Annotated in this window: 23 protein-coding genes; 15 read left to right on the plus strand and 8 right to left on the minus strand. The window is 64.2% G+C overall.

Translation table 11 applies throughout. From position 1 onward, the window contains the following. Nucleotides 1-17: 17 nt before the first annotated feature. Together ACP7DE_RS26075 and ACP7DE_RS26080 are read right to left on the minus strand one after the other, a co-directional pair. Nucleotides 18-2,486, minus strand: coding sequence for a hypothetical protein (locus ACP7DE_RS26075; protein WP_426074815.1), 2,469 nt, complete (start codon nucleotides 2,484-2,486; stop codon nucleotides 18-20). 125 nt (nucleotides 2,487-2,611) lie between these two features. Then, nucleotides 2,612-3,625, minus strand: coding sequence for a serine/threonine protein kinase (locus tag ACP7DE_RS26080; protein ID WP_426074816.1), 1,014 nt, complete (start codon nucleotides 3,623-3,625; stop codon nucleotides 2,612-2,614). Between the two features lie 103 nt (nucleotides 3,626-3,728). On the opposite strand from ACP7DE_RS26080, the gene ACP7DE_RS26085 reads away from it, so the two are divergent. The 6 genes from ACP7DE_RS26085 (at nucleotide 3,729) to ACP7DE_RS26110 (ending at nucleotide 10,080) form a co-directional block, all read left to right on the plus strand. Then, on the plus strand, nucleotides 3,729-4,427 hold the full coding sequence (locus tag ACP7DE_RS26085) for a UPF0149 family protein (protein WP_071078834.1): 699 nt from the start codon (nucleotides 3,729-3,731) through the stop codon (nucleotides 4,425-4,427). Between the two features lie 78 nt (nucleotides 4,428-4,505). After that, nucleotides 4,506-5,420, plus strand: a complete 915-nt coding sequence (locus ACP7DE_RS26090) for a LysR family transcriptional regulator (protein ID WP_426074817.1) — start codon at nucleotides 4,506-4,508, stop codon at nucleotides 5,418-5,420. Nucleotides 5,421-5,537: 117 nt separating this feature from the next. Next, nucleotides 5,538-7,100: an MFS transporter gene (locus ACP7DE_RS26095; RefSeq protein ID WP_426074818.1), complete on the plus strand. Its 1,563-nt coding sequence runs from the start codon at nucleotides 5,538-5,540 to the stop codon at nucleotides 7,098-7,100. Between the two features lie 42 nt (nucleotides 7,101-7,142). Then, the gene (locus ACP7DE_RS26100; protein WP_426074819.1) at nucleotides 7,143-8,213 is read left to right on the plus strand and encodes an HlyD family secretion protein; all 1,071 of its coding nucleotides are present in this window, start codon (nucleotides 7,143-7,145) and stop codon (nucleotides 8,211-8,213) included. Continuing rightward, nucleotides 8,210-9,649, plus strand: coding sequence for an efflux transporter outer membrane subunit (locus ACP7DE_RS26105; RefSeq protein WP_426074820.1), 1,440 nt, complete (start codon nucleotides 8,210-8,212; stop codon nucleotides 9,647-9,649). The genes ACP7DE_RS26100 and ACP7DE_RS26105 overlap by 4 nt, the downstream gene beginning before the upstream one ends. Beyond that, nucleotides 9,646-10,080, plus strand: coding sequence for a hypothetical protein (locus tag ACP7DE_RS26110; protein WP_426074821.1), 435 nt, complete (start codon nucleotides 9,646-9,648; stop codon nucleotides 10,078-10,080). The genes ACP7DE_RS26105 and ACP7DE_RS26110 overlap by 4 nt, the downstream gene beginning before the upstream one ends. Nucleotides 10,081-10,089: 9 nt before the next feature. Here ACP7DE_RS26110 and ACP7DE_RS26115 read toward each other — a convergent pair whose 3' ends face one another. From ACP7DE_RS26115 to ACP7DE_RS26135, 5 genes are all read right to left on the minus strand, one after another. Then, complete coding sequence (locus ACP7DE_RS26115) at nucleotides 10,090-10,878, minus strand: ATP-binding cassette domain-containing protein (protein ID WP_426074822.1); 789 nt, start codon at nucleotides 10,876-10,878, stop codon at nucleotides 10,090-10,092. 8 nt (nucleotides 10,879-10,886) lie between these two features. Further along, nucleotides 10,887-11,939, minus strand: a complete 1,053-nt coding sequence (locus ACP7DE_RS26120; RefSeq protein WP_426074824.1) for a FecCD family ABC transporter permease — start codon at nucleotides 11,937-11,939, stop codon at nucleotides 10,887-10,889. Next, nucleotides 11,936-12,874: a heme/hemin ABC transporter substrate-binding protein gene (locus ACP7DE_RS26125; protein ID WP_426074825.1), complete on the minus strand. Its 939-nt coding sequence runs from the start codon at nucleotides 12,872-12,874 to the stop codon at nucleotides 11,936-11,938. The genes ACP7DE_RS26120 and ACP7DE_RS26125 overlap by 4 nt, the downstream gene beginning before the upstream one ends. After that, on the minus strand, nucleotides 12,862-13,965 hold the full coding sequence (locus ACP7DE_RS26130) for a hemin-degrading factor (protein WP_426074850.1): 1,104 nt from the start codon (nucleotides 13,963-13,965) through the stop codon (nucleotides 12,862-12,864). Before ACP7DE_RS26130 ends, ACP7DE_RS26125 begins: the two co-directional genes overlap by 13 nt. A gap of 206 nt (nucleotides 13,966-14,171) precedes the next feature. Continuing rightward, entirely contained in the window at nucleotides 14,172-15,071 is a 900-nt protein-coding gene (locus ACP7DE_RS26135) for a DMT family transporter (RefSeq protein ID WP_426074826.1), read from the minus strand. A gap of 237 nt (nucleotides 15,072-15,308) precedes the next feature. On the opposite strand from ACP7DE_RS26135, the gene gcvA reads away from it, so the two are divergent. Then, nucleotides 15,309-16,253, plus strand: coding sequence for a transcriptional regulator GcvA (gene gcvA / locus ACP7DE_RS26140; RefSeq protein ID WP_426074827.1), 945 nt, complete (start codon nucleotides 15,309-15,311; stop codon nucleotides 16,251-16,253). Then, entirely contained in the window at nucleotides 16,250-16,615 is a 366-nt protein-coding gene (locus ACP7DE_RS26145) for a hypothetical protein (RefSeq protein ID WP_426074828.1), read from the plus strand. The genes gcvA and ACP7DE_RS26145 overlap by 4 nt, the downstream gene beginning before the upstream one ends. A 13-nt stretch (nucleotides 16,616-16,628) precedes the next feature. Here the strand turns inward: ACP7DE_RS26145 and orn are convergent, their stop codons facing one another. After that, nucleotides 16,629-17,249: an oligoribonuclease gene (orn, locus tag ACP7DE_RS26150; protein WP_426074829.1), complete on the minus strand. Its 621-nt coding sequence runs from the start codon at nucleotides 17,247-17,249 to the stop codon at nucleotides 16,629-16,631. Nucleotides 17,250-17,305: 56 nt separating this feature from the next. Between orn and ACP7DE_RS26155 the strand changes: the two genes are divergently transcribed. The 7 genes from ACP7DE_RS26155 to ACP7DE_RS26185 all read left to right on the plus strand — a co-directional run bounded on the left by ACP7DE_RS26155 (nucleotide 17,306) and on the right by ACP7DE_RS26185 (nucleotide 26,123). Then, on the plus strand, nucleotides 17,306-18,586 hold the full coding sequence (locus ACP7DE_RS26155) for a M48 family metallopeptidase (RefSeq protein ID WP_426074830.1): 1,281 nt from the start codon (nucleotides 17,306-17,308) through the stop codon (nucleotides 18,584-18,586). Continuing rightward, nucleotides 18,583-18,948, plus strand: coding sequence for a 4a-hydroxytetrahydrobiopterin dehydratase (locus ACP7DE_RS26160; protein WP_426074831.1), 366 nt, complete (start codon nucleotides 18,583-18,585; stop codon nucleotides 18,946-18,948). Before ACP7DE_RS26155 ends, ACP7DE_RS26160 begins: the two co-directional genes overlap by 4 nt. Beyond that, the gene (rsgA, locus tag ACP7DE_RS26165; RefSeq protein WP_426074832.1) at nucleotides 18,945-19,850 is read left to right on the plus strand and encodes a ribosome small subunit-dependent GTPase A; all 906 of its coding nucleotides are present in this window, start codon (nucleotides 18,945-18,947) and stop codon (nucleotides 19,848-19,850) included. Before ACP7DE_RS26160 ends, rsgA begins: the two co-directional genes overlap by 4 nt. A 269-nt stretch (nucleotides 19,851-20,119) precedes the next feature. Next, nucleotides 20,120-20,581, plus strand: coding sequence for a hypothetical protein (locus ACP7DE_RS26170; protein ID WP_426074833.1), 462 nt, complete (start codon nucleotides 20,120-20,122; stop codon nucleotides 20,579-20,581). Between the two features lie 175 nt (nucleotides 20,582-20,756). Then, nucleotides 20,757-23,612 carry an ATP-binding protein gene (locus tag ACP7DE_RS26175; protein ID WP_426074834.1) on the plus strand — a complete coding sequence of 952 codons (2,856 nt, stop codon included), beginning with the start codon at nucleotides 20,757-20,759 and terminating at the stop codon, nucleotides 23,610-23,612. A gap of 285 nt (nucleotides 23,613-23,897) precedes the next feature. Further along, nucleotides 23,898-24,818, plus strand: a complete 921-nt coding sequence (gene argF / locus ACP7DE_RS26180; RefSeq protein ID WP_426074835.1) for an ornithine carbamoyltransferase — start codon at nucleotides 23,898-23,900, stop codon at nucleotides 24,816-24,818. Nucleotides 24,819-24,887: 69 nt separating this feature from the next. Then, the gene (locus ACP7DE_RS26185; RefSeq protein WP_426074836.1) at nucleotides 24,888-26,123 is read left to right on the plus strand and encodes an argininosuccinate synthase; all 1,236 of its coding nucleotides are present in this window, start codon (nucleotides 24,888-24,890) and stop codon (nucleotides 26,121-26,123) included. Nucleotides 26,124-26,126: the final 3 nt, after the last annotated feature.

The raw sequence follows: 26,126 nt of genomic DNA on the forward strand, positions 1-26,126 counted from the left end.
TTGGTTCGGTATCCTGCCTAGCGCGAACGCCAGACGGCGCCGGCCTCGTTAGGCTGCGTCAAGCGCTCGATCACTTCGCGCGTCAGGCTGGCCGAGCTGACTTGTTCGGCTTTCGCGCGGGCGGCGGTCAGCGAGCTGGAAAAGACGGTTTGCGGTTGTTCCAGGCTGGCGCGCAGGGCCGCCAATTCGCGCTCTTGCTGCTGCGCGCGGGCCGTGTCCAGTTCCAACAACTGCTGCTTGGCGACCGCCATCGCGCGCGTGGTTTCAGCCGCCTTGCGCTGCAGGGCTGCGTGGGCCTGGGCACTGGCCAGCAAGGCTTGCTGCGCGGCGAGCTTCTCGCTGGCAGCCTGCTGCGCGGCCCGTTCCAGTTGTTCGCGCTGGAGCATGGCGTCGAGCGCTTGCTGTTCCAGGGTGGCGCGCGTTTCAGCGGCTGCCGTCGCCTGCTTTTCCGCTTCCAGGCGGCCGGCGATGGCTTGCGAGGCGCGTTCTTCGGCACCGCTGGTCTGGCGCTGCTGCACCAGTTTTTGCGCGATCAAGGCCAGCGACTCGCGTTCGGCAGCGATAAAATCGCGCTCAGATGCCAGCAGCGCATCGGCTGCCAGGGCTTTTTCTTCTTCCACGCGGGCGCGCTCGCTATGCACTTGCCCTAGTTCCACGGCCAGGCGCGCCTGCGCCTGCACGGCTTGCGCGGCAGCGGCTTTCTGCTCGCCTTCAACCAGCGCCTGGTCCATCAGGATACGGATGGCGTCCGCTTCTTTTTGCGCCGCTTCCCGCAAAGCCTGTTCGGCGGCGTGCTGGCGGCGCAGCAGTTCGGCTTGCGCGCCTTCGGCGGCGATGCGTTCCTGCGCCGTGTTGAACGCCAGCGCTTCCGCTTTCAGTTTCTCTTTCAAGGCGACGAGGGCGGCTTGTTCGGCGGCCATGCGCCCCTGCTCGGCTTGCAGCAGGTGCTGCGCCTGCTGCGCTTTTTCCTGTGCCAGTTGCGATGCCTGTTCTTGCACAGCCAATGTAGCCTTGCCGGCATCGACCGCAGCCTGCTCGGCGTCATTCTGGCTGGCGGCCAGTTCCGACGCCTGGCGCGCCAGATCGGCGCGTTCGTGCGCCAGGCTAGCGGCGCGCTGCTGCTCTTCCAGTTCGCGGACGGCTGCCACGGCGGCGGCCTGCTCGGCCGCTTCGCGGGCCTTGGTTTCTTCGAGGGCTGCCGTTTCCGCCTCCAGCTTGGCGTGAGCGGAGATTTCCGCATCCTGTTCGGCGGCCACGCGGGCCAGCGCCACGGCACGCAACTGGCGGTCCACCTCGATGCGCGCCTCGGTGGCGGCCAGGATGCGCACGTCGGCATCGCGGCGCGCCTGCGCGCTGGCGACCGCGACCATTTCCAGGCGCTCGCGGTGAATGGCCGCGTCGCGCAATTCCTTTTCCGTTTGCAGGCGCAAACGCAGGGATTGCGCGGCATGGCGCTCCGATTCCGCCTGCGCCAGCGCGATGGCTTCACGTTCCTGTTCCAGGTGCGCCAGCGCGCGCGCTTCTTCCAGCGCGCGCACTTCGGCGGCGGCGCGGTTGAAAGCCGATTCCAGCGCGATCTGGTCGGCGCGCTCGCGCTGCACCGTCAAGTCCAGCGCTTCGCTTTCCGCTTCGGCCAGCATCTGCGCCGTCTGGCGCGCACCGTGCGCATGACGCTCGCGTTCACGCGCCAGCACGGCGACGCGCGCGTCGGCCGAGGCGATGCCCACCATTTCTTCCTTGGCCGCCTGCACGGCGGCGACGCGCTCGACGGCTTGCAGGCGCGCCTGCTCCGTCTGCACTTGCAATTCCTCGGCGGCGCGGGCGGCCTGCTCGGCCAGCTCCGACTGCACGGCCACCTGCTCGCTGGCGCGCAAGCGGCTTTCCTGTTCGGCGCGCGAACGCTGTTCGGCGGCCAGACGGATGGCATTGTCGGACTCCACGCGGGCACGCAGTTCGGCCGTCTCCTGCTTGACCGCTTCGAGCCGGGCCACGCTGGCTTGCGCGGCGGCGCGCATGGTATCGAGACGTTCGCGGTTGGCGGCAATCGCTTCTTCAGCCGCCTGCGCATTCTGCTGTGCGGCGGCAGCGGCGGCCGCGTCGATGGCGGCGCGGTCCTCGGCCAGCGAGCGCACGCGCGCCTCGGCCAGCGCGCGGCTTTCGGCGGCGCAGGTAGCCTTCGCTTCCGCTTCCACGCGGGCTATCGCTTCGTGGATCGCTTTCAATTCCATTTTCTGGCGTTCGGCAGCCGGCGCCTTGCTGTCGGCTTCAACTGCCACCTCGGCTTGCGGCTCGGGCATAGCGATGGAAGAAGCGGCAGGAGTGGCAGGGGTGGCAAGGGTGGCAAGAACCGGCGCCGGCGCCTCGGCCTTGCGCTCCAGGTCCTTGAAATCATGCAGCGAGACCATGCTGTCCTGGTCGAACTCGTCGTCGGCGGAATACGCGACGGTGAGGGAAACGGCCTGGCGCTGATTTTGCTGTGCTTGCATGATTTCTCGCTTATTCGGGTGAATTCCATTGCTTATAGGAATTTATTGGCACCATTATCGAACAGGCATGCACAAATCAGCGCGGCAAGAAGAGCGACTTTTACCACGCTTTTCGGGGGTTCAGGTCAAACAGGCCACAATGGCGCCTCATCCATCAAGGCCACCTGCTCGCGCAACTCCAGGATACGGTCCTGCCAATAGCGCTGCGTGTTAAACCACGGGAAGGCGACGGGGAAGGCGGGGTCGTCCCAGCGGCGCGCCAGCCAGGCCGAATAATGGATCAGGCGCAGGGTGCGCAACGCTTCGACCAGGTACAGCTGGCGCGGGTCGAAATCGCAAAAATCCTCGTAGCCGGCCAGGATGTCGCTCATCTGGCGCACCATGTCGCCCCGCTCGCCCGACAGCATCATCCACAGGTCCTGGATGGCCGGGCCCATGCGGCTATCGTCAAAATCGACGAAATGGGGGCCGGCATCCGTCCACAGCACGTTGCCGCCATGGCAGTCGCCATGCGTGCGCAGCACGGCCACGTCGCCCGCGCGGTCATAGCAGCGCTTGACGCCATCGAGCGCCTGCTGCGCCACGCTGGAATAGGCGGCCAGCAGTTCGGGCGGCAGGAAATTACCCTCCAGCAAGAATTCGCGCGGCTCGACGCCAAACGTCTGGTGATCGAGCGCCGGGCGTTCCTTGTACGTGGACAGCGCGCCGACGGCGTGGATACGGCCGATGAAGCGCCCTGTCCATTCCAGCGTCGCCGGGTCGTCCAGCTCGGGCGCGCGTCCACCGTGGCGGGGGAAGACGGCAAAGCGGAAGCCCTGGTACTGGTGCAAGGTGCGGCCATTGATCTCCAGCGCCGGCACGACCTGGATTTCGCGCTCGACCAGCTCGGACACGAATGCGTGTTCTTCCAGGATAGCGGCGTCGCTCCAGCGCTCGGGGCGGTAAAACTTGGCCACCAGGGGCGCGCTGTCTTCGATGCCCACCTGGTAGACGCGGTTTTCATAGCTGTTGAGCGCCAGCAGGCGGCCATCGCCGCGCAGCCCCACGCTATCGAGGGCGTCGAGTACGCAATCGGGGCTCAGGGCGGAAAAGGGATGGACGGGCCGGTCGTCCTCGTGCGGCTGGTTTTCATTGTGCATAAGCGACATTGTAAGGCGCGCGCGCGCCGCCGGTGCAAACACTTCGGCGGCAAGCTGCAGCAAAGCGTATACTGATGCCTTACACTTAATCAAAGAGCAAGCCATGCAACTCGAACAGCCATTATCAGAAAAAGAATTCGACGAATTAGACCAATTCCTGTTGTCGGAGCGCTGCTCCGAGGACGCGATGACCATGGATATGCTGCACGGCTATCTGACGGCCGTCGCCATCGGCCCGGAACCGATCATGCCGGCCGAGTGGTTGCCGCGCGTCTGGGGCGAAGATGCGGAAGATGCGCCGAAATTCAAGAACAGCAAGGAAGAAGAGCGTATCGTCAACCTGATCATGCGCTTCATGAACGAAGTGCTGGTGACGTTTGAAGTGGCGCCGAAGGAATTCGAAGCCCTGTTCGTCGAGCACGACTACGAAGGCCAGACCCTGATCGACGCCGAAGCCTGGTGCTGGGGCTTCTGGGACGGCATGGAACTGCGTCCTGGCTCGTGGAGTGAAATCTGGGATTCCGAAGTGGCCGAGCTGATGCAGCCGATCTACCTGCTGGGCGCCGACGAAATCAAGGAAGAAGAACTGAAACTGGTGGAAGACCCGGTCAAGGCGCACAAGCTGGCGCAGGAACTGGAAGCAAACCTGCCGGCCATCCACCGTTTCTGGGTACCGCGCCGCAAGGCTCCCGTGCAAACCATGAAGCGCGAAGAACCGAAAGTGGGCCGCAACGACGACTGCCCTTGCGGCAGCGGCAAGAAGTTCAAGAAATGCTGCGGCGCCGAGCCGGCAGCCGAGTAATCGCGCAATAGCATCTCCCTCTGCGCCGGCGTCCTGCCGGCGCAGCGCTGGCGTTGGCCCACGGGCTATAATCGCCGCATGAAACTTCCTGACCTGAACCTGCTCGTCGCCCTCGACATCCTGCTCGAGGAAGGCAGCGCCGTGGCTGCCGCGCGGCGCATGAACTTGAGCGCACCAGCCATGAGCCGCACCCTGGCGCGCATTCGAGACGCCATCGGCGACCCCGTTTTCGTGCGCTCCGGGCGCGGCTTGATGCCCACCCCGCGCGCGCTGGAATTGCGCGAGCAAGTGCGCGGCGTGGTGGAGCAGGCGCACGCTGTCTTCACTTCCGGCCGAGAAATCGACCTGCGCACGCTGCAACGCACCTTCAGCCTGTGCGCCAACGACGTGTTTGTCGGTGCCTACGGCGGCAAACTGCGCGACCTGCTGGCCAGCCATGCGCCGAACACGGTGCTGCGCTTCGTGCCCGAAGGCGATGGCGCCACAGAAAACGACGCCCTGCAGTCAGGTCGCATCGACCTGTACATCAGCGCGCGGCGCGCCTTTGCGCCCGACATCAAGCTGCAGCATCTGTTTTCCAGCGGCTTTGTCGGCATCGCCCGCAGCGACCACCCGATCTTCGACAGCCCCATCAACCTCGACAGCTTTACCGAATACGAACATATCAGCGTCTCGCGGCGCGGCCTGGCGCGCGGCCCGTTCGATACGGCCCTGGCCGAGCGGGGCTACACGCGCAGGGTGTCGCTGATCACGCCCAATTTTCAGTCGGCCATTTTCGCCGTGGCCGATTCGCGCCTGCTGCTGCCGCTGATGCCCACACCCCTGCTGCCCATCGTCGAGCGCTTGGGCTTGAAGCTGCGCACCTTCCAGCTGCCCATCCCCGTCGACAGCGTCGACGTGTTCCAGGCCTGGCACCCGCGCCTCGACCACGACCATGCGCACCGCTGGCTGCGCCGCATGATCAAGGAGCTGTGCACGGGGTCAGGCCCATAAGGTTCGCCACCAATCATCATTGCGTCTGACGCAAGTCAGACTTCATCAATGATCAATTTTCACAAGATTAACGGCTACCTATACTGCGTGGACTGATTCTCATCCACGGAGTTCCCTGTGTCTGCTGTAATGCTACCCGGCGCCGTCCCGACGACGGTGCCGCCCCCTTCCCCACCACCGGCCACGCCACCTGCACCCGCCATCTTCGGCCCGCGCCTGGCCACGGGCCTGGCCGGCGTTCTGCTGGCCGTGCTGGTGTCTGGCCTGAATGAAAACATCACCAAGGTCGCGCTGGCCGATATCCGCGGCGCCATGGGTATCGCGCGCGATGATGCCAGCTGGCTCGTGGCCCTGTATGCGGCCGCCTCGGTATCGGCCATGGCGTTTGCGCCATGGTGCTCCGTCACCTTCTCGCTGCGCCGGCTGACGGCCGCCGCCATCATCGTCTGTATGGCCGCCGGCGTGCTATGCCCGTTCGCGCCGAATCTCTCCGTGCTGATCATACTGCGCGTGGTGCAGGGCGCGGCCGGCGGCGCCCTGCCGCCCATGTTGATGACAGTGGCGCTGCGCTTCCTGCCGCCGAATATCAAGCTGTATGGCCTGGGAGGCTATGCGCTGAGCGCCACTTTCGGCCCTAGCCTGGGCACGCCGCTGGCCGCCTTCTGGACCGAGTACCTGGGCTGGCAATGGGCGTTCTGGCAAGTCGTCCCGGGCAGCATCATCGCCCTGCTGATGGTGTCCTGGGGCTTGCCGCAAGACCCGCTGCGCCTGGAGCGCTTGCGCCAGTTCGACTGGCGCGGCCTGCTGCTTGGCCTGCCCGCCATCAGCATGCTGGTGGTCGGCATGCTGCAGGGCGAGCGCCTGGCGTGGTTCGCCTCGCCGCTGATTTGCGTGCTGCTGGGCGGCGGTTTACTGCTGCTGGTGCTGTTTTTCATCAACGAGTGGTCGCATCCGCTGCCATTTTTCAAGCTGCAGTTGCTGTCGCGGCGCAACCTCAGCCACGCACTGCTGACCCTGGGCGGCGTGCTGTTCGTGCTGCTGGCCGTGATCTTGATCCCCTCGTCTTACCTGGCGCAGGTGCACGCTTACCGTCCACTGCAAACGGCGCCCGTGATGCTGATGGTGGCGCTGCCGCAGTTGATCGCCCTGCCGCTGGTGGCCGCCCTGTGCAATATCCGCGCCGTCGACTGCCGCTGGGTACTGGCCATCGGCCTGGCCCTGCTGGCCCTGTCCTGCGTGCTGGGTGCGCGCATGTCGCCCGACTGGATACGTACGCACTTCTACCTGCTGCAAGCGGTGCAGATCTTTGCGCAACCCATGGCCGTGATTCCCTTGCTGCTGCTAGCCACGACGGGCCTGGCCCCGCAAGACGGTCCTTTCGCCTCGGCCTGGTTCAACACCATCAAGGGCATGTCGGCCGTCGTCGCCACCGGCGTGCTTGATGCGCTGATCACACGCCGCAACCATTTTCATTCGACGGTGCTCACTGAACGCCTGGGCAACCTGCCTGGCGCCGTGGATGTGGCGGGCCTGGGTCCTGGCCTGAGTGCGCGCATGCATGCGCAAGTCGTCACCCTGACCTCGTCCGACCTGTACCTCATCGTGGCCGCCATCGCGCTGGCCATGATCCTGATCATCCCCATCTTGCCGACGCGCGTCTATCCGCCGCGCGCTGCTTGAGCCTTACTTCTTGAGTTTTCATTTTTACGAAAGAGCCTCACCATGACTGTCCCCATCCTGCGCTCGCGCGCTTTTATTCTCGGCCTGGCCCTGCTGGCCTGTGCCCTCGCCTTTTGCGCCTGGCAACTGCTATTCGCCCGGGGCGACGAACAAACCACCGACGACGCTTTTGTCAGCGCCGACTACACCGTGCTCTCCCCAAAGGTGGGCGGCATCGTGCGGGAAGTGCTGGTGGAAGACAACCAGACTGTCAAGGCGGGTCAGCTGCTGGCGCGCATCGACGACCGAGATTACCAGACCGCCGCCGCCTCGGCCCGCGCCGAGGTAGCCGGCGCCGAAGCGCAGTTGGTCTATGCCCGCGCCACCTTGCAGCGCCAGCAATCGGTAATCGAGCAAGCCACCACCCTGGTCGACGCCAACCAGGCGGAAGACAAACTGGCGCAGCAGGAACTGGCCCGTTCGCAGCACTTGGCCGGCCAGGGCGCGGGCAGCGTGCAAAACGCGCAGCAGGCGCAATCGCGCTTCGACGTGAGCCGCGCACGCCTGGCGCAAAACCGCGCCGCCCTGGTATCCACCCGCAAGCAGACGGAAATTTTGCAAGCGCAGCAAGGCGCGGCCGAAGCGGCCTTGCTGCGCGCCAGCGCCAGCCTGCAACGGGCCGAACTTGATTTATCACATACGCAGCTGCGCGCGCCCATCGACGGCATCGTGGGACGCCGTGCAGTGCGCATCGGCGCCCTGGTAGCTCCCGGCGCCAGCCTGATGGCCGTGGTGCCCTTGAACCGCAGCTTTGTCGTCGCCAACCTGCAGGAAACCCAGCTGACCCACGTGCGCCAGGGCCAGCGCGCCAGCATCGCCATCGACGCCTATCCGGGCATGCTCCTGCATGGCACGGTGCACAGCATCGCGCCGGCCACGGGCGTGACGTTTGCCGCCATTGCGCCGGAAAACGCCACCGGCAACTTCACCAAGGTGGTGCAGCGCATCCCCGTCAGGATCGCCCTCGATCCGGGCCAGGATGGCGACAGCCGTCTGCGCGTGGGCATGTCGGCCGAAGTGCGCATCGATACGGCCATGCGCCGTCAACATCTGCAACAGGTGAGCGCGCGATGAAAGCACTGATACTCGTCACGGCCCTGGGCCTGGCCGGCTGCGGCAGCGTCGGCAGCGATTTCCAGCACCCGGCCAACGATCTGGGACAGCAATGGCGCCAGGCGGAGGATGCCCGTTTTGCGGCGGCACAGGATGGCGCCATCGAGCAGCGCTGGTGGGACAGCTTTGGCGACGCGACCCTGTCGTCCTTGCTGCAGCGCGCCGCCGGCGCCAACCTCGACGTGCAGGCGGCAAGCAGCCGCCTGCAACAAAGCCGCGCCGCGCGCGGCGTGGCCGGCGCCGCGCAAGGCCCGTCCCTGGGCGCAAATGGCGGCTACAGCCGCGCACGCAACAGCGAACAAGGCTTGAGCGACCCGTCGCGCAACAACGGCCAGTCGGCCTACAGCCTGTGGCAAGGCAATCTCGATGCGGCCTGGGAGCTGGACTTGTGGGGCCGCGTGCGGCGCGAAGTGGAAGCCGCTGACGCGCGGGTCGAGGTGGCCCTGGAAACGCAGCGCGGCGTGCTGCTGGCAGTGCTGGCCGAAACGGCGCACGACTACATCGAATTGCGCGGCGCGCAGCAAACGCTGGCCATCACGCAGCAACTGCTCGATATCGCCCGCCATACCCTGGACCTGACCCGCATTCGCCTGCGCGAAGGCGCGGCGACGCAGCTCGACGAGGCTGAAGCGGCCGCCCACGTGGCCAGCATCGAAGCGCGCCTGCCGCCGCTGCAGCAGCGCGAAGCGCGCCTGGGCAATGCCCTCGCCCTCTTGCTGGCGCTGCCGCCGCAGTCCCTGCAGGCGGAACTGGTGGTCGGCAAGGACATTCCGGCCGTGGCCATGCAGGTGCAACTGGGCGTGCCGAGCAGCCTGGCAGAACGGCGTCCCGACATCCGCCGCGCCGAAGCGCAGCTGCACACGGCCACGGCCAGCGTCGGCGTGGCGCAAGGCGATTTTTATCCACGCATCACGCTCTCGGGCAGCGTCGGCCTGCAGGCGATGCAACTGTCCGACATCGGCTGGGACGCCAAACGCTTTGCCTTCGGCCCCGGCTTCAGCGTGCCCCTGTTCGACGGCGGCCGCCTGCGCGGCAATCTGCAATTGCGCGAGGCGCAGCAGCAGGAAGCGGCCATCGCCTACCGCCAGACGGTGCTAGCCGCCTGGCACGAGGTGGAAGACGCGCTCTCGGGCTACCAGGCCAACGCCCGCCGCCAGGCCAGCCTCGATGAAGCCGTCAAACAGGGACGGCGGGCGCTGGGCAACGTGGAACTGCAATACCGCCAGGGCGGCACGGACCTGATCAACGTGCTGCATGTGCAAAACACTTTATTGAACAACGAAGCGGCGCTGGTCGACAGCCGCGCCACCGCTTCGCTGTCGCTGGTCCAGGTCTACAAGGCGCTGGGCGGCGGCTGGCAAGCATTTTCAACCACATCGCAAGGAAACACGCCATGAAACCGCATCCCGCACACTTCTCCATCCACGACGTCAACGACTTTCCCATCGTGCGCTTTCGCCCTGAAACGGCCGTCGACGGCTATGCCCCGCTGTGGGAAAACGACATGGACGCCCTGCTGCGCCATGGCGAACCGTTCGTCATGCTGTTCGAAGAGGAGCGCAGCGATGAAGCCCACATCGACCGCAAGCGGCGCGGCCTGTGGCTCAAGCACAACAAGGTAGCGCTGGCCGCCCTTTGCCGGGGCCTGGTATCGGTCGAGGCGGACGCGGAACAGCGCGCGCGCCTGCAGGCGATGGCGGCCGGCGCCATGAAGGCCTTTGGCATCGTGCAGGAAGTGGCCGCCACGCGTGAACAAGCCGAGGCCCTGATGGTGTGGCTGCTGGGCAGCGGCCAGATGGCGCGGCCGCGCGCGGCGGACGTGTGGTGAGTGAGTCCGTCAGGCTGCCTTGCGGACCGAGCTTCTGGCAGGGATGACGCACACGTCGCCGTCGCTGTTGGTCGCCGTCGTCAGGGCGATGCCGTACAGCGCGGCCAGCGCGGGCACGGCGCCGGCATCGCTGGCGATATCGGCGACCAGCTGGCCGGAGCGCACCAGCAGCAGCCGCTCGAAGCCCAGCAAGGCGTGATTGATGTCGTGCAGGATGGCGATGACGGCGTGGCCGCGCGCGGCGCAAAACTGCTGCAGGCTATCGAGCAAATCGAACTGCAGGCCGGGATCGAGCGCCGCCAGCGGTTCGTCGACGAGTATCAGTCCATCCTGTACGTCCCACATCTGCGCGAAGATGCGTGCCAGCTGCACCCTGGCCTGTTCGCCGCCGGACAGGGTGTCCAAACGACGGCCCAGCAGATGCGCGACATGCGCCAGGGTGGCCGCCTCCTGCACGATCTGCTCCAGTTGCGGGTCGACCAGCCGCGCCACCCGCCCCAGGCCGATCACCAGCGCGCACTGCAGTCCGAAGGCCACGCTCGATGCCTGTGGCAGGACGGCGCGCCGCAGGGCCAGTTCGGCCACCGGCCACTGCGCCAGCGACCGGCCGGCAAATACCACCTTGCCCGCCTGCGGATGCAGTTCGCGCGCCATCAGTTTGAGCAGGGTCGACTTGCCCGCGCCGCTGGGGCCAAGCATGGCGATGCGTTCGCCCGGACGCACCTGCACGTTGAAGGGGCCGAAATACTGCTGGCCCAACTTGGTGGTGGCGAAGGAGAGTTCCAGCAAGGGTGTCATGTTCATCTCTAGGCGGTGGCGTGGCGAAAACGCCGCAACAGCATCAGGAAGAAGGGTCCGCCCAGCAAGGCCGTGAAGATACCGACGGGGACTTCCGCCGGGATGGCGACCGTGCGCGCCAGGGTGTCGGCCAACAGCAGCAGCAAGCCGCCCATCAGCATCGCCAGCGGCAGCACGCGGCGCTGATCGGCCCCCAGCCAGGTGCGCACCAGGTGCGGCGCGATCAGGCCGATGAAGCCGATGCCGCCGCACCAGGCGACGGCAAAGCCCGTCAACACGGCCACCAGCACGATCACCTGCGTGCGCAGCCGGCCCACGTCGATGCCCACGTGCAACGCTTGCGCCTCGCCCAGCGCCAGCGCGTTCAATGAGCGCATCAGGAAACGCGTGGCCCACAACGCGCCGGCCAGCACCAGCAGCAAAGCCGCCACCTGGCGCCAACTGCCTGCCGACAGCGAACCGAGGGTCCAGAAGGTCAGGGTGCGTAACTGGTCGTCGCTGGCCAGGTAGATGCACAAGCCCATGACGGCCACCGTGATGGCGTTCAGCGCCACGCCCGTCAGCAGCAGGCCGACGATGGAGCCGGGCGTGGCCCAGCGGGCGACGCGGGCGAGCAGCACGCAAATGAGCATGGCGCCGGCGAACGCGGCCCCCGGCAGCAGCCACACGCGCAGCTCGGGCGCCACGTGCAGGCTGGCGGCGAAGACGATGGTGGCCGCCCCCGCGCAGGCGGCGCCGCTGCTCACGCCCAGCAGCCCCGGGTCGGCCAGCGGATTGCGAAACAGCCCTTGCGTGAGACCGCCTGCCAGCGCCAGCGCGGCGCCGATCAGGGCGGCGAACAGGGCGCGCGGCAAACGGATATGCCACAGCACATACGCGCCGCCGGACAGCGCCGCGTCGCCCGCTTGCCAAGGCGCCAGCCAGTCGGCCAGGGTCACGGGCACGGCGCCCGCCTGCACGGCGATGAGCAAGGCGCAAGCCAGTGCGGTGGCCAGCAGCCCGCCGGCGCCCCAGCGTGGCCAGCGCCACGGAGCGACGGACACCAGGGAAGCCACGTTCATGCGGCCATGGCTTTGGCGAAGGCGGCGTCCAATTCCGCCAGCGCCTGCGGCATGCGCGGGCCAAAGCCCAGCAGCAGCATGGCTTCAAGCGAGACGATGCGGTGCCTGCGCCCGGCCGGCGTCTGCGCCAGGCCTGGCAATTTCAGGATGCCGTCCACTCCGCCCGAGGCTTTCAAGCCCTGGTCCGTGACGAGCACGATATCGGGTCGCGCGGCGATCAAGGCTTCCGGCGTAAGGGGTTTGTAACCGGAAACTCCACCCTGTCCGCCCATCACATTGACGGCGCCCGCATACGCGAGCATGGCGTCGGCACCCGTCTCGCGCCCGCCCACCATCACCTGGTTCGGCGCATGCGCCAGGATGAAGAGCACGCGCACGGCTGATTGTACCGGTGATCGGCTGCGCTGGCGCACCCTGGCCAGGGCGCCGTCCCACTGCTGCTGCAAGACGTCCGCCAGACGCGCGGCAGGGTCGGGCCGGCCCGTGATCTGGCCCACCTGTTTCACGCGTTCAAGCAAGCCTTCGAATTTGTTATTCGCGTTCAGCACCGCCACCGGCACGCCCGCGTCGCGCACCTGGCGCAGCACCGCTTGCGGCCCCGCTTCCTCGGTGGCGATCAGCTGCGTGGGCGCCAGCGACAGCACGCCCTCGGCCGACAAGGTGCGCGCATAGCCCACCTGCGGCAGCTGTTGCGCCACGATCGGATACAGCGAGGTGGTATCGACGCCCACCAGCTCGCCCTGCGCCTCGAGCGCATAGACGATTTCCGTCAGGGCGCCACCCACGCTGACGATGCGCCGCGCCCTGACCATCGGCTTGCCGGCCTCGCTGACGGCGGCCAACACCTGCATCGGCGCAGCCAGCGCCAGGGCTCCCGCCCCCATTTTTTTCAGCGCGATGCGGCGCGCCACGCTGGCGGCGATCATGCGGCGCATAGTTCGCCCTCCTGCACCACGCGCTCGACGATGTGGCGCCATTCGCACAATTCATGCACGCCCGGCTTGCGTTCGCCGAAGAACATGACGATGGTGTCGCCCCTGGCGTCGAACAGTTCCACGGACGTCACCAAGCCATCGACGGTGGGCTTTCTGACCACCCAGGCGCTGGCGATATGGTCTTCGCGCAAATGCAGGTTGAAGCGCGTGTCGAGGACATTGATCCATGGCCCCATTACGGCGATCTTGTGCACGGGGCCAGAATGGATCTGGATCATGCCGGCATTGCCGACGAAGGCCATGATGGACACTTTTTCAAGGGCGGCGCTGTTGAGCAGGTCGAGCACGCAGGATTTGTCGAGCTGCTGCACGAAGCGTACCTCGGCCAGGCGCAGGCCCTGCAGGCGCGAGACCGAATATTTTTTCAGCACGGTGAAAAATTCATGCGTGTCGCGCAAGTCGGCCCAGGCGGCGCGAAAACCGGCCACATCGATCTGCGCATCGGGCAATTCCGCTGGCGGGGCCACCGGCGCCGTCACGGCGATGCCGGCCGCCTGGTTCGCGTCGGCAAAATGCCTCACCAGCGCGTCGTAGGCGGCAATGTCGCTTTGCGGCTTGAGGAAAATCTTGTGCACGGCATGGCCGGCCGCATCGAAAAATTGCAGGCTGCGCTGCACTTCGTGCTCGCCCCCTTTTTCGTTCACCTCGCGTACGGCAAAGCCATGCGCCCACTGGCGGTAAAACACGCGTAGGTCGATTTCGCCACCGAGCACCAGGCCGACATGGTTGTTGTGGCTGGCTTTTCGATAGACGCCCGTCTTTTCATGCACGCACGAGGCGTTGCGCGTCAACGCCATGACTTCGCCCAGCGGTTCCAGCGCGGCGATGATGGCGGGCCAGTCAGCCTGCAGGCGCTCGGCGCCCAGCAAGGCGCCATCGTCCAGCGACAAGCCGGCGTGCGCGGCAATCAGCTCGCCTTCGGCAATGCCCAGTTCCTCGGCGATGTCACGGTGGCGGGCTTTTTTCTCGCGGCGCAGGCGGGCAAATTCGCTGGCGACCAGCTGGGTATTGCAAATGGGGAACGTGCTCAACACGGTGTCTCCTTTCAAGGCGAACACTGGCTGGCATGGGCTGGCTGGTGGTGGGGGAATCTTGACGTCAATTATAAATGAGAATCATTCGCAATAAAGGCTTATTTATGTGAAAAAAATTACGCGAAAAAAAAGCGCCGCGACAGGAAACCCGTCGCGGCGCAAAGGAGACCGATCGGTATTGCCGATCAGTTCAGGAAAAAAGGTCAGGCGCTGGCCTGCACGGCCGGCATGGCTGCCGCCTTAGGCGCGGGGCGCTGCGCCAGCAAGACCACGGCGGCCAGCACCATGGCACCGCCCAGCAATTGCGTGCCGCTGACGGATTCTTTCAGCAAGGTCACGCCGAACGCCATCGTGATGACAGGTTCAAACGTGGAAATGATGGACGCCTTGGCCGCGCCGATTTGCGCCACGCCGGCAAAGAAGGCGGCAATGGCGATGGCCGTCGAGAACAGGGCGATGGCGCTGACGGCCAGCCAGCCCGTTGCCGTGCCCGGCAAGGACACACCTTGCCACAAGGCTATCGCGCTATTCGACAAGCCGGCCGTGCCCAGGATCACCACGCAAGCGGCCAATGGGTGAATATTCTCGCGGCTTTTTGACAGGCTGTTGCCAAACAGGATGTACACGGCGTACACGCCGGCGGCCATCAATGCCAGCGCGATACCGATGGGCTGGCCCTGCAGCCTGCCGCCCAGGGTGATGCCCATGCCGGCAATCGCCAGCGCCATCAGCACCAGCATGCGCCGGTCCAGCTTTTCCCAGCCCAGCGCCAGTGCCAATATCGTCACCACCACGGGATACACATACAGCAGCATGCCGCACAGGCCGCTGCTGGCATACAGCAGGGCATTGAAATAGCCTTGCGACTGGGCCGTATACATCAGACCCATCAACATGTAGCCGGCCAGCAGGCGGCCGCGCGGCAAACGCCAGCCGCCCAGCCACACAAGCGGCAGCAGCAACATGGCGGCGATGACGAAACGCAAGGCCAGCATGGTCGACGGGTTGACCCCGGACGCATATGCCGCCTTGGCAAACACCGCGGAACTGCCGAAACCGGCGGCCGACAGCAACACCAGCGCAACAGCGCGGCGATCAGACATGACTAACCTCTTCAAATAAATCGGGTAGAACGAAGAACAAGGCGGGCTGTCCGGAGCGCCTCTGCGGGCGATCTCGTTCCTGGCTTGGGATGCTTGCGCGAAAAATCCTGCATTAATCATATTGCGGGTCACTTCACGCATAGACGGCATCATATTCGCTTGCGCAAAATGAAACAAACCAATATTCTTCACGGATAGGCCAAATAATACTGAGGCTCAATTCTCTTGAAGAGTGCCATGTCACGTCCCTTGCCCCCACTCGCCGCCCTGCATGCCTTTGAAGCGGCTGCCCGCCATGAAGGCTTCCAGCGCGCGGGCGAAGAATTGCATGTTTCGGCCGGCGCCATCGGCCACCACGTGAAACAGTTGGAAGCGTGGCTGGGCGTCGTGCTCTTCCAGCGCCTGCCGCGAGGCGTGGTGCTCACCAGCGCCGGCCAGCGCTATGCGGCCTCGCTGGGGCCCATCCTCAACCAGCTGGCCGAGGTGTCCGAGCAAGCACGGCGCCAAGGCGATGACAAGGTGGTGACGGTAACGGCCACCAGCTCGCTCGTCTCGCGCTGGCTGATGCCGCGCCTGGGCCGGCTGCGCGACCGTTATCCGCAGATCGAATTGCGCGTGCTGGCCTCGATGCATCCGGTCGACCTGGCACGCGATGGCGTGGACGTGGCCATCCGCCTGGGGCCGGGCCGTTATCCGGGCTTGAAAGTCGATTTATTGATGGAAGAATGGTTTTCCGCCGTCTGCAGTCCCGGCTTTCGCGCCAACGCGGCCAGCCTGCGCCAGCCCGCCGACCTGCTGCGCTACCCGCTGCTGCACGACGAACCGGAAGTGCACCTGCCCGGCGAGATCGACTGGACGCGCTGGCTGCACAGCTGCAGCGTGCATTACAGCGGCAATAGCGGCAACAGCGGCGCGCGCTTTTCGCACACTTATCTATGCCTGGACGCGGCCGCCAGCGGCCAGGGCGTGGCCATCGCCGCCAGTCCCCTGATCGGCGACGATCTGCGCTCGGGCCGCCTGGTGCGCGTATTCGAACACGCCGTGCGCGGCCCCCACTGCTATTACCTGCTGCGCTCACCCCAGGCGGAAACGCGTCCCCTCGTGCACGCGTTCTGCGAATGGCTGATCGCCGAGGCGCGCGCCGACCAGGAAACCGTCTGGCCCAGCGTGGAGACAGCATGAGTCGGCGCGAACTGGCGCGCAGCGCCGAATACATAGTCCAGCATGAATATGAACAGGCCAGCGTGAAGGCGGCCGATGGCCGGCTAGCCAGCCTGGGTGAATTCTATGGCGATCCGGCCGTGGCTTTGATCGATATCAATGAGCAATGGTGCGCGGTGGCGGGCGAGGGATTGGTGCTGTGCCGGCTGGAACAGGCGTTCGGACAGTGTGCGGGATATTTCCGCCAGTCTGGCGAAACAGCCTGGATCACGGACTTACGGCAAACGGGACCGTTTGCGCTGGAATGGCAAGGCGAGGATGGCGCGTGGTCCGTCCTCGATTTCGAGCCGGCGGATGTGTCGGATTACACGCCAGGGCGCTAAGCCGACAACACCATTATAATTTAATGAAATTCTCGCGGTAGTATTTCAGCTCTTCAATCGATTCCAGGATGTCGGCCAGGGCCGTGTGTTTCTGGTGTTTCTTGAAACCGGTGGCGATTTCCGGCTTCCAGCGCTTGCACAGCTCTTTCAATGTCGATACATCAACATTGCGATAGTGGAAGAACGCTTCCAGCTTCGGCATGCCACGCACCATGAAGCGGCGGTCCTGGCCGATGGTATTGCCGCACATGGGCGATTTGCCTGCTGGTACGTATTTCTTCAGGAACGCGATCAATTCCGCTTCCGCCTGCGCTTCCGTCACCGTCGACGCTTTAACCTTGTCGATCAGGCCGGAGCGGCCATGCGTGCCCTTGTTCCAGGCATCCATCTTGTTCAGCGTTTCATCCGATTGATGGATCACAAACACGGGGCCTTCGGCCAGCAGGTTCAAATGCATATCCGTCACCACTACCGCCACCTCGATGATGCGGTCGGTATCGGGTTCCAGGCCCGTCATTTCCATGTCGACCCAGACCAGGTTCATCTCATTTGGACGTGCCGGAACAACGGATGCAGCGGTGGATGCGGAGGTGGGTGCAGAGGTGGCTGCAGTTAAGTCGGTCGCTTGTGACATAATTCTCTCTTGGCCTAATCAAACTAAATAATCGGCCATTTTCTCACAGGCACAGAATGTATTCACTCGCGTTTTCGATTTTGTTTGTATCCGTCCTCGTTTTGACCCTCGCCGTGCGCTTCTGGCTCGCTTCGCGGCAGATCCGCCACGTGCTGGCACACCGCGCCGCGGTCCCGCCCGAATTCGTGGAAAAGATCCCGCTGGCCGCGCATCAGAAGGCGGCCGACTACACGGTAGCCAAGACCAAGTTCGGCTTGCTGACCCTGTTGATCAACTATGCCGTGCTGATCGGTTTTACTTTGCTGGGCGGCTTGCAATGGCTGGCGTTGTACTTGCATGAATGGATGGGAGCGGGCTCGCCCATGCTGTACCAGATCGGCCTGATCGCCGCCTTTGCCGCCATTTCCGGCCTGATCGACCTGCCCTTCGAGTACTACCAGCAGTTCGTGCTGGAACAGCGCTTCGGCTTCAACATGATGAGCAAGGACTTGTTTTTCACGGACTTGCTCAAGAACATAGGCATCACGGCGGTGCTGGGACTGCCATTACTCTGGGTCATTCTTGTCTTGATGGCGAAAAGTGGCGACCTGTGGTGGTTCTACGCCTGGATCGTCTGGAGCGCATTCTCCTTGCTGATGATGATCATCTTCCCGAACTTTATTCAACCCCTGTTCAACAAATTCACGCCGCTGGCCGACGAATCCTTGAAAAGCCGCATCGAAGGCTTGATGCAGCGCGTCGGTTTCGCCTCGAAAGGCTTGTTCGTCATGGATGGCTCGAAGCGCAGCGCCCACGGCAATGCCTATTTCTCGGGTTTTGGCGCCAACAAGCGCATCGTCTTCTTCGACACCCTGCTGTCGCGCCTGGCGCCGCAGGAAATAGAAGCCGTGCTGGCGCATGAACTGGGCCATTTCAAGCTCAAGCACATCGTCAAGCGCATCGCCATGATGTTCGTCATCTCGCTGGGCTTTCTGGCGCTGCTGGGCTTCCTGAAGACGCAGCCATGGTTTTACGCGGGCCTGGGCGTCGATCCTGTCGCCCTGGCGCTGACGGGCCAGCCGACGGACGCGCTGGCACTGCTGCTGTTCATGCTGGTGTTGCCGGTCTTTACTTTCCTGCTGGGACCGTTGACCTCGCTCAGCTCACGCAAGCACGAATTCGAGGCCGACGCCTTTGCCGCCACGCACACGCAAGCGGACGACCTGGTCTCGGCGCTCGTCAAAATGTATGAAGACAATGCGTCGACCCTGACGCCCGACCCGCTGCACTCGGCCTTCTATGACTCGCATCCACCGGCCAGCGTGCGCATCCGCCACCTGAAAGGGGCTGCCACATGAATACGCCATCGACTTCGCAAAACCTGTCCCAACTGTCCTGCGCACCACGCCAGCAGGCGCTCGGCGACACTGACATCGCCATCCTGCACGCCTTGCTGCCCCAGTGGAGCTTGCAAAATGGCAAACTGTGCCGCGACTTCGGCTTCAAGAATTACTACCAGACCCTGGCGTTCGTGAACGCCCTGGCCTATATGACCCATACGCAAGACCACCATCCGGAGCTCATCATTACTTACCAAACCTGCGCCGTGCGCTACGACACGCACTCGGTCAACCAGGGCGCCGGCGGCCTGTCCGAAAACGACTTCATCTGCGCCGCCAAGGCAGACCTCATCTTCCAGAGCAGCCAGGTGACGCCATGAGCGAAGGCAAGTTGACGGGCGTCATCATCGCCGCCCACGGCCGCCATTACCTGGCCGACGTGGAAGGCGCCAAGCTGCAATGCGTGACGCGCGGCAAGAAAACCAATGTGGCCGTGGGCGACATCGTGCACCTGACGCGCACGTCCAACGACCAGGCCGTCATCGACCGCATCGAGGAACGCAAGACCCTGCTGTACCGCTCGGACCAGTATAAATCGAAGCTGCTGGCGGCCAATTTGACGCAGCTGTTCATCGTCGTGGCGACGGAACCGGGCTTCGCCGACGACCTGATTTCGCGCTCGCTGGTGGCGGCCGACGCGGCCGGCATCGAAGCGCGCATCATCCTCAACAAGACGGACGTGACCGCCTCGCTGGAGCGCGCCCGCGAACGCCTGCTGCCGTATTCCTCGATGGGTTATCCCGTCGATGAAGTGTCGGCGCGCGCCGAGCCGGAACACGCCGTGGCCACCCTGGCGCCGCTGCTGGCGGGCCAGTCGTCGATCCTGATCGGTCAGTCGGGCATGGGCAAGTCGTCGCTGATCAACCTGCTGGTGCCGGACGCCGACATCGCCGTGCGCGAAATCTCGGCCGCACTCGACACGGGCAAGCACACGACGACTTTTACGCGCCTGTACAAACTCGACGAACTGGGCGCGAACAGCTCCATTATCGATTCGCCCGGCTTCCAGGAATTCGGCCTGTACCATCTGAGCGAAGGCATGCTGGAGCGCGCCTTCCGCGAATTCCAGCCCTACCTGGGCGGCTGCAAGTTTTATAACTGCCGCCACCTGATCGAGCCGCAATGTGCCATCCTGCAAGCCATGTCTGAAGGCAAGATCGCCAAGATGCGCCATACCCTGTATGGCCAGTTGCTGCACGAATCGGCGCAAACGCTGTATTGAAAAATCTTTCTTTCATTCAGATATAGCACCGAAAGACAAGCGGCAGACGAAATTTAATTTCGCTGCCGAGCTTGCATTCCGACTTTAATCCCAAAACCGTTCATCTGCCGTTTTATGCACTTCGTCGCGTAAAACCTGTATTCCATCGCCTGTCGCTGGCGATGGCCAGGCGCGTTTGCTAACTTGACACCAGTCCCTGCCGGAAACCTGCCAGCGACCACACGATCTAACGCTAACCAATCCTGTCATCCTGATCGAAGGTGAATGCCATGCATACCAAACGCTTCCTCCCCCTCCCCATCCTCCTTGCCCTCTTCGCGCTTGCCGGCGGCACCGCCCAGGCCCAGACTGCCATTGCACCGCACAGCACAGACAGCGTGCGCGTCACCTCTGGCGCCTACTATCACGTCACGGCACAGCAAGCCTTCGACATCGAACAGCAATACCGCCTATCGAATGGACAACGCCTGGAAGTCCACCAGCAGGAGAACCATTTTTTTGGCCGCCTGATCGATGACCGCGAATGGCAGGAAAAACCCAGCGTGGAAATCTACCCCACCGGTCCCGGCCAATTTATCACCAAACGGGGCTCGACTTTCGTCTTCAGCAATGAGGGCGGACATGTGGTAATCGATGACGCCCAGTTCCTGCCCGGCTTGCGCATGCCTGCCGACATGCGCAACGCCAGCACCGTGAACGGCAGCGCCAGCATCCGCCTGGTGTCGCGCTAATCGCCGTCCCACCAAAGAGCGCCGGGGGCAAATGCCCCCCGCCTGTGGCGCCATGCCGGATGAATAATTCTGACCGGCGCACTGAACAATTCCCCTGAATGCAGCTTACAATGCGATGACGCATGGCCTGTGCGGTCGCAGGCTGGCGCCACTGTTTGCGGGGGAGAATGCTTGAATGAAAATGTTCGCGCTCGAACATGAGGTAGCGCAGTGGGAAAGCGCATTGCTGCCGTTGCGCGGCGCCGGGCGCGTACCGTTGCTGCTGTTGCTGTCCTGGCATTTGCGCCAGCGTGATTGCACCAGAGCAATTCAGCTGAGCGAGGAAGCGCATCTGCTGCTGCCGCTGGCCGGCCTGGAAGCGGCAGCACTGGAACAGGCGCGCGCACGTTTGCAACTGGTGCAGGCGGAACTGGCCTGGCTGCAGGGTGCGCTCGACTCCGCGGAAAGCCTGGCCATGGCGGCGCACGCCATCGTGTGCGCGTACGGCGACGGCGCCGGCTGCGCCGACGCCCACTGGCTGCTGTCGTCGATTGCCGTCGACCGGGGCGACCATGCGCGTTGCGATGCCGAGCTGCTGGCCGCGGCGGAGCAAGCGCGCGGCGCCGGCGACGCGATGCGCGCCAGCCTGGCCGACGCGGCCATGGCGCGCTGGGCCGTCTTGCGCGATGCGCCAGCCGCCCAGGCGCGCTGGGGCAAGCACTTCCAGACCGACAGCGCCAGCGGCAAGCTGCCCGCGCCGCTGGCCACCTGGGTGCATGACTTTCGCGGCTTGCTGGCGCACACCTCGCGCGACCTGGGCACGGCCGCCGGCCACTACATGCAAAGCTATGAAGCGGCGCTGGAAAGCGGCCAGCTGCGCGGCGCCATCACGGCCGCGATCAATATCGGCGACTGTTTCGCCAGCCTCAACGACAACGAATCCGCCCTCGAATGGATGCAGTGCGCGCTGGACCTGGCGCGCCCCACCGGCTGGCCGCGCAGCATCGGCGCCTGCCAGACGCATACGGCTGAAACCATGCGCAAGCTGGGACGCCTGGCCGATGCCGAAGACTTGCTGCGCGAAGCCCTGCACATCCTGGCCCCCGTGGCGGGTGCGCGCACCTATGCCAACGCGCTGTTCCACCTGGGCGAACTGAGCCTGGACAAGGGCGATTACGACACGGCGCTCGATGCCTTCAGCCGCCTGGCGCAGCGCGCCGAAGCGCTGGGCCAGGCCGATTTCCGCAGCATGGCGCAGCGCGGCAGCGCCCACGCGCTCTCCTACCTGGACCGCCCGGACGAGGCGCTGCAGGCGGCCGAGCGGGCTTGCCAGCTGGCCACCGCGCGGGGCGACGCCATGCACCAGGTGGCGGCGTTGCGCGTCTTGTCCATGCTGCATGCACGCCACGAGCTGCCGCCGCCAGCAGGCATGCTGGAACGCAATCCGTCCCTGCATTTCCTGCACCAGGCGCTGCAGGTAGCCGCTTCCATCGAAGGCTATTCGCCGCCCGGCGAACTGCTCGATGCGTTGGCGCGCGAATACGCGCATGCGGGCGACTATGCGCGCGCCTACGATATTGCCCTCGACGCAGGCATGGCGCGCGAAAAAAGCCACACCCAGCAAGCGAGCAACCGCGCCACAGCCATGCAGGTCTACCACCAGACGGAACATGCGCGCTCGGAAGGCTATCACCACCGCGAACTGGCCGCCTCCGAAGCGCGCCGCGCCGAAGTGCTGCAACAAACCAGCGACACCCTGGAACGGCTGTCGGCCATCGGCCAGGAAATCACCACCCACCTCGACGCCAGTGCCGTGTTCCAGGTGCTCGACCGCCATGTGCATGCCTTGCTGCCAGTCAACACCTTCGCCGTCTACATGCTCGATGCGGCAGGCACGGCGCTGCGCCGCGCGCATGGCATGGAAGCGGGCCGGCCCCTGTCCGACAACGCCATTCCTCTGAGCAATCCACGCGCTTACTCCGTGCGCTGCCTGCTGGGCCGGCGCGAAGTGTATATCGACCAGGTGCCGCCCAAGCGCCACGCCTACACCGTGCCGGGCACCCTGCATAACCAGAGCGTGCTGTACGTACCGCTGATGGTGGGCGAGCGCGTGCTGGGCGTGATGACGGTGCAGGCTTGCCATGCCCATGCCTACGGCGAGCGCGAGCGCCTTATCTTCCGCACCCTGTGCGCGTATGGCGCCATCGCGCTCGACAATGCCAACGCCTACCGGCAATTGCAAGATGCCCAGGCACAACTTGTGTCGCAGGAAAAACTGGCCGCCCTCGGCTCGCTGATGGCGGGCGTGGCGCATGAACTCAATACCCCCATCGGCAACAGCCTGTTGATCGCCAGCACCATGCAGCAAAAGACGGAAGACGTGGAGCGCCTGATGAACGGTCCCGGCCTGCGCCGCTCGGACCTGGCCGCCTACATCGAGGATGCGGGCAAGGCCTCGGCGCTGGTGATGCGCGGCCTGCATAGCGCGGCCGACCTGGTCAACAGCTTCAAGCAGGTGGCCGTTGACCGCACCACCGAACAGCGGCGCCAGTTTGACTTGCAACAGGTGAGCAATGAAATCATCGCCACCGTCATGAACCGCATCCGCAGCTCAGGCCATGGCATCGAGATGGACATCGATTTCGGCATCGCCATGGACAGCTATCCTGGCCCGTTCGGCCAGGTGATCACCAATCTGATCAACAACGTCCTGCTGCACGCGTTTACCACCGCGCCCAATGATGGCAGTGCCGGCACGGGCTGTATGCGCCTGTCGGCAACGCTCGATGGGGCGCGCGTGCAGGTCGTCTTCGCCGACAATGGCGGCGGCATCGCCGAACAGCATTTGTCGCGCATCTTCGACCCCTTCTTTACTACCAAGCTGGGCCAGGGCGGCAGCGGCTTGGGTTTGTCAATCAGCTACAACATCGTCACGGCCCTGCTGGGCGGCACCATCCAGGTGGCCAGCAGCCCCGCCGGTACGCGTTTCACGCTCGATCTGCCGCTGGTGGCGCCGCAGATCGATGCAAGCACCCCGGCCAACATCTATTGAGCCGGCAAGACCCTGGCTGGACGCGCCACTTGTCTACACAAGTACCCGTCCGGCCAGTCTTTCCAATCTAAAAGCAAAACCCTTATAATTGAATAGCTGAAGTCCCTGCCATTGCATGATTTATAACTTGGCAAACCGCATCGACCCGTGCGACAAACAGGCACGGGCACCGATCAACACAGCAGCGCGCCGGGCGAGGCAGTCATCAGACGAGATGTTGTACGCTGATGCAACCCGGCGGGAAAGGCACGCCGCCGGCGGCCTGCGCATCTTCAAGTGGTCATTATGTCGACAAAAAAACCGATCAAGCACTACCTCCAGTTCTCCGATTTCACATTGGAAGAGTATGAATATGTGATCGAACGCGCCCATCTGATCAAGCGCAAGTTCAAAAATTACGAAATCTACCATCCACTGATCGACCGCACCCTGGTGATGGTCTTTGAAAAGAACTCCACCCGCACGCGCTTGTCGTTCGAAGCCGGCATGCACCAGCTGGGCGGTGCCGCCATCTACCTGAACACGCGCGATTCCCAATTGGGCCGCGGTGAGCCGGTGGAAGACGCGGGCCAGGTCATGTCGCGCATGTGCGACATCATCATGGTGCGTACCTTCGGCCAGGAGATCATCGAGCGTTTCGCCGCCAACTCGCGCGTGCCGGTGATCAACGGCCTGACCAATGAACACCACCCGTGCCAGGTGTTTGCCGACATCTTCACCTACATCGAACACCGCGGCTCGATCGCCGGAAAGGTCGTTGCCTGGATCGGCGACGCCAACAACATGCTGTACTCGTGGCTGCAGGCGGCCGAAGTGTTCGGTTTCCACGTCAACGTGTCGACGCCGCAGGGCTACGACATCGACCTTTCGCAAGTCAAGACGCAGCGCTATACTTGCTTCGCCAACCCGTCCGACGCCTGCGAGGGCGCGCACCTGGTCAACACGGACGTGTGGACCAGCATGGGTTACGAAGCGGAAAACGCGGCCCGCATTGCCGCCTTCGACGGCTGGATCGTCGATGGCGCGAAGATGGCCCGCGCCGCGCCCGACGCGCTGTTCATGCACTGCCTGCCCGCCCACCGCGGCGAGGAAGTGGCCGCCGAAGTGATCGACGGCCCGCAATCGGTGGTGTGGGACGAAGCGGAAAACCGTCTGCACGTACAAAAAGCTTTAATCGAATACCTGTTACTCGGTAAAATCCAATAATTCGCCGGGTACTGCAACCATTCTGGCAGCATCGCAACACATACATCGACAACGACAACTGGAAGCAATATGAGCGACATTAAAAAAGTAGTCCTGGCCTATTCCGGCGGACTCGACACCTCCGTCATCCTGAAGTGGCTGCAAGATAACTACCAGTGTGAAATCGTCACCTTCACGGCCGACCTGGGCCAGGGCGAAGAACTGGAACCAGCGCGCGCCAAGGCCATCAAATTCGGCATCAAGCCGGAAAACATCCATATCGAAGACGTACGCGAAGAATTCGTGCGCGATTTCGTCTTCCCGATGTTCCGCGCCAACACCGTATATGAAGGCGAATACCTGCTGGGCACCTCGATCGCCCGTCCGCTGATCGCCAAGCGCCTGATCGAAATCGCCAACGCCACGGGCGCCGACGCCATCTCGCACGGCGCGACCGGCAAGGGCAACGACCAGGTGCGCTTCGAACTGGGCGCCTATGCCCTGAAGCCAGGCGTGAAAATCATCGCTCCATGGCGCGAGTGGGATCTGCTGTCGCGCGAAAAACTGCTGAAATACGCGGAAGACGCCGGCATCGACATCGACATGAAGCACAAGAACGGCGGCGCGCCGTACTCGATGGACGCCAACTTGCTGCACATCAGCTTTGAAGGCCGCCACCTGGAAAACCCCAGCGCCGAGGCGGAAGAAAGCATGTGGCGCTGGACCGTCAGCCCTGAAAAGGCGCCGGACGAAGCGCAATACCTGGACATCGAATACGAAAAAGGCGATATCGTCGCCATCAACGGCGTGCGCATGTCGCCCGCCACCGTGCTGGCCGAACTGAACAAGGTGGGCGGCAAGCATGGCGTGGGACGCCTGGACCTGGTGGAAAACCGCTACGTCGGCATGAAATCGCGCGGCTGCTATGAAACCCCGGGCGGCACCATCATGTTGAAAGCCCACCGCGCCATCGAATCGATCACCCTGGACCGCGAAGTGGCCCATCTGAAAGATGATTTGATGCCGCGCTACGCGTCGATGATCTACAACGGCTACTGGTGGGCGCCCGAGCGCGTTGCCCTGCAAACCCTGATCGACCATACGCAGGAAACCGTAAACGGCTGGGTACGCATCAAGCTGTACAAGGGCAATGTCATCGTCGTCTCGCGCGATTCGAAAACGGACTCGCTGTTCGACATGAACATCGCCACCTTCGACGAAGATGGCGGCGCCTACAACCAGGCCGATGCCGGCGGCTTCATCAAGCTGAACGCCTTGCGCATGCGCATCGCCGCCATCGCCCGCGAAAAGCGCGGCCAGAAGTAATTC

It is taken from the genome of Janthinobacterium sp. DSP2-3-3, assembly GCF_049897325.1.
Taxonomy (GTDB): Bacteria; Pseudomonadota; Gammaproteobacteria; order Burkholderiales; family Burkholderiaceae_D; genus Janthinobacterium.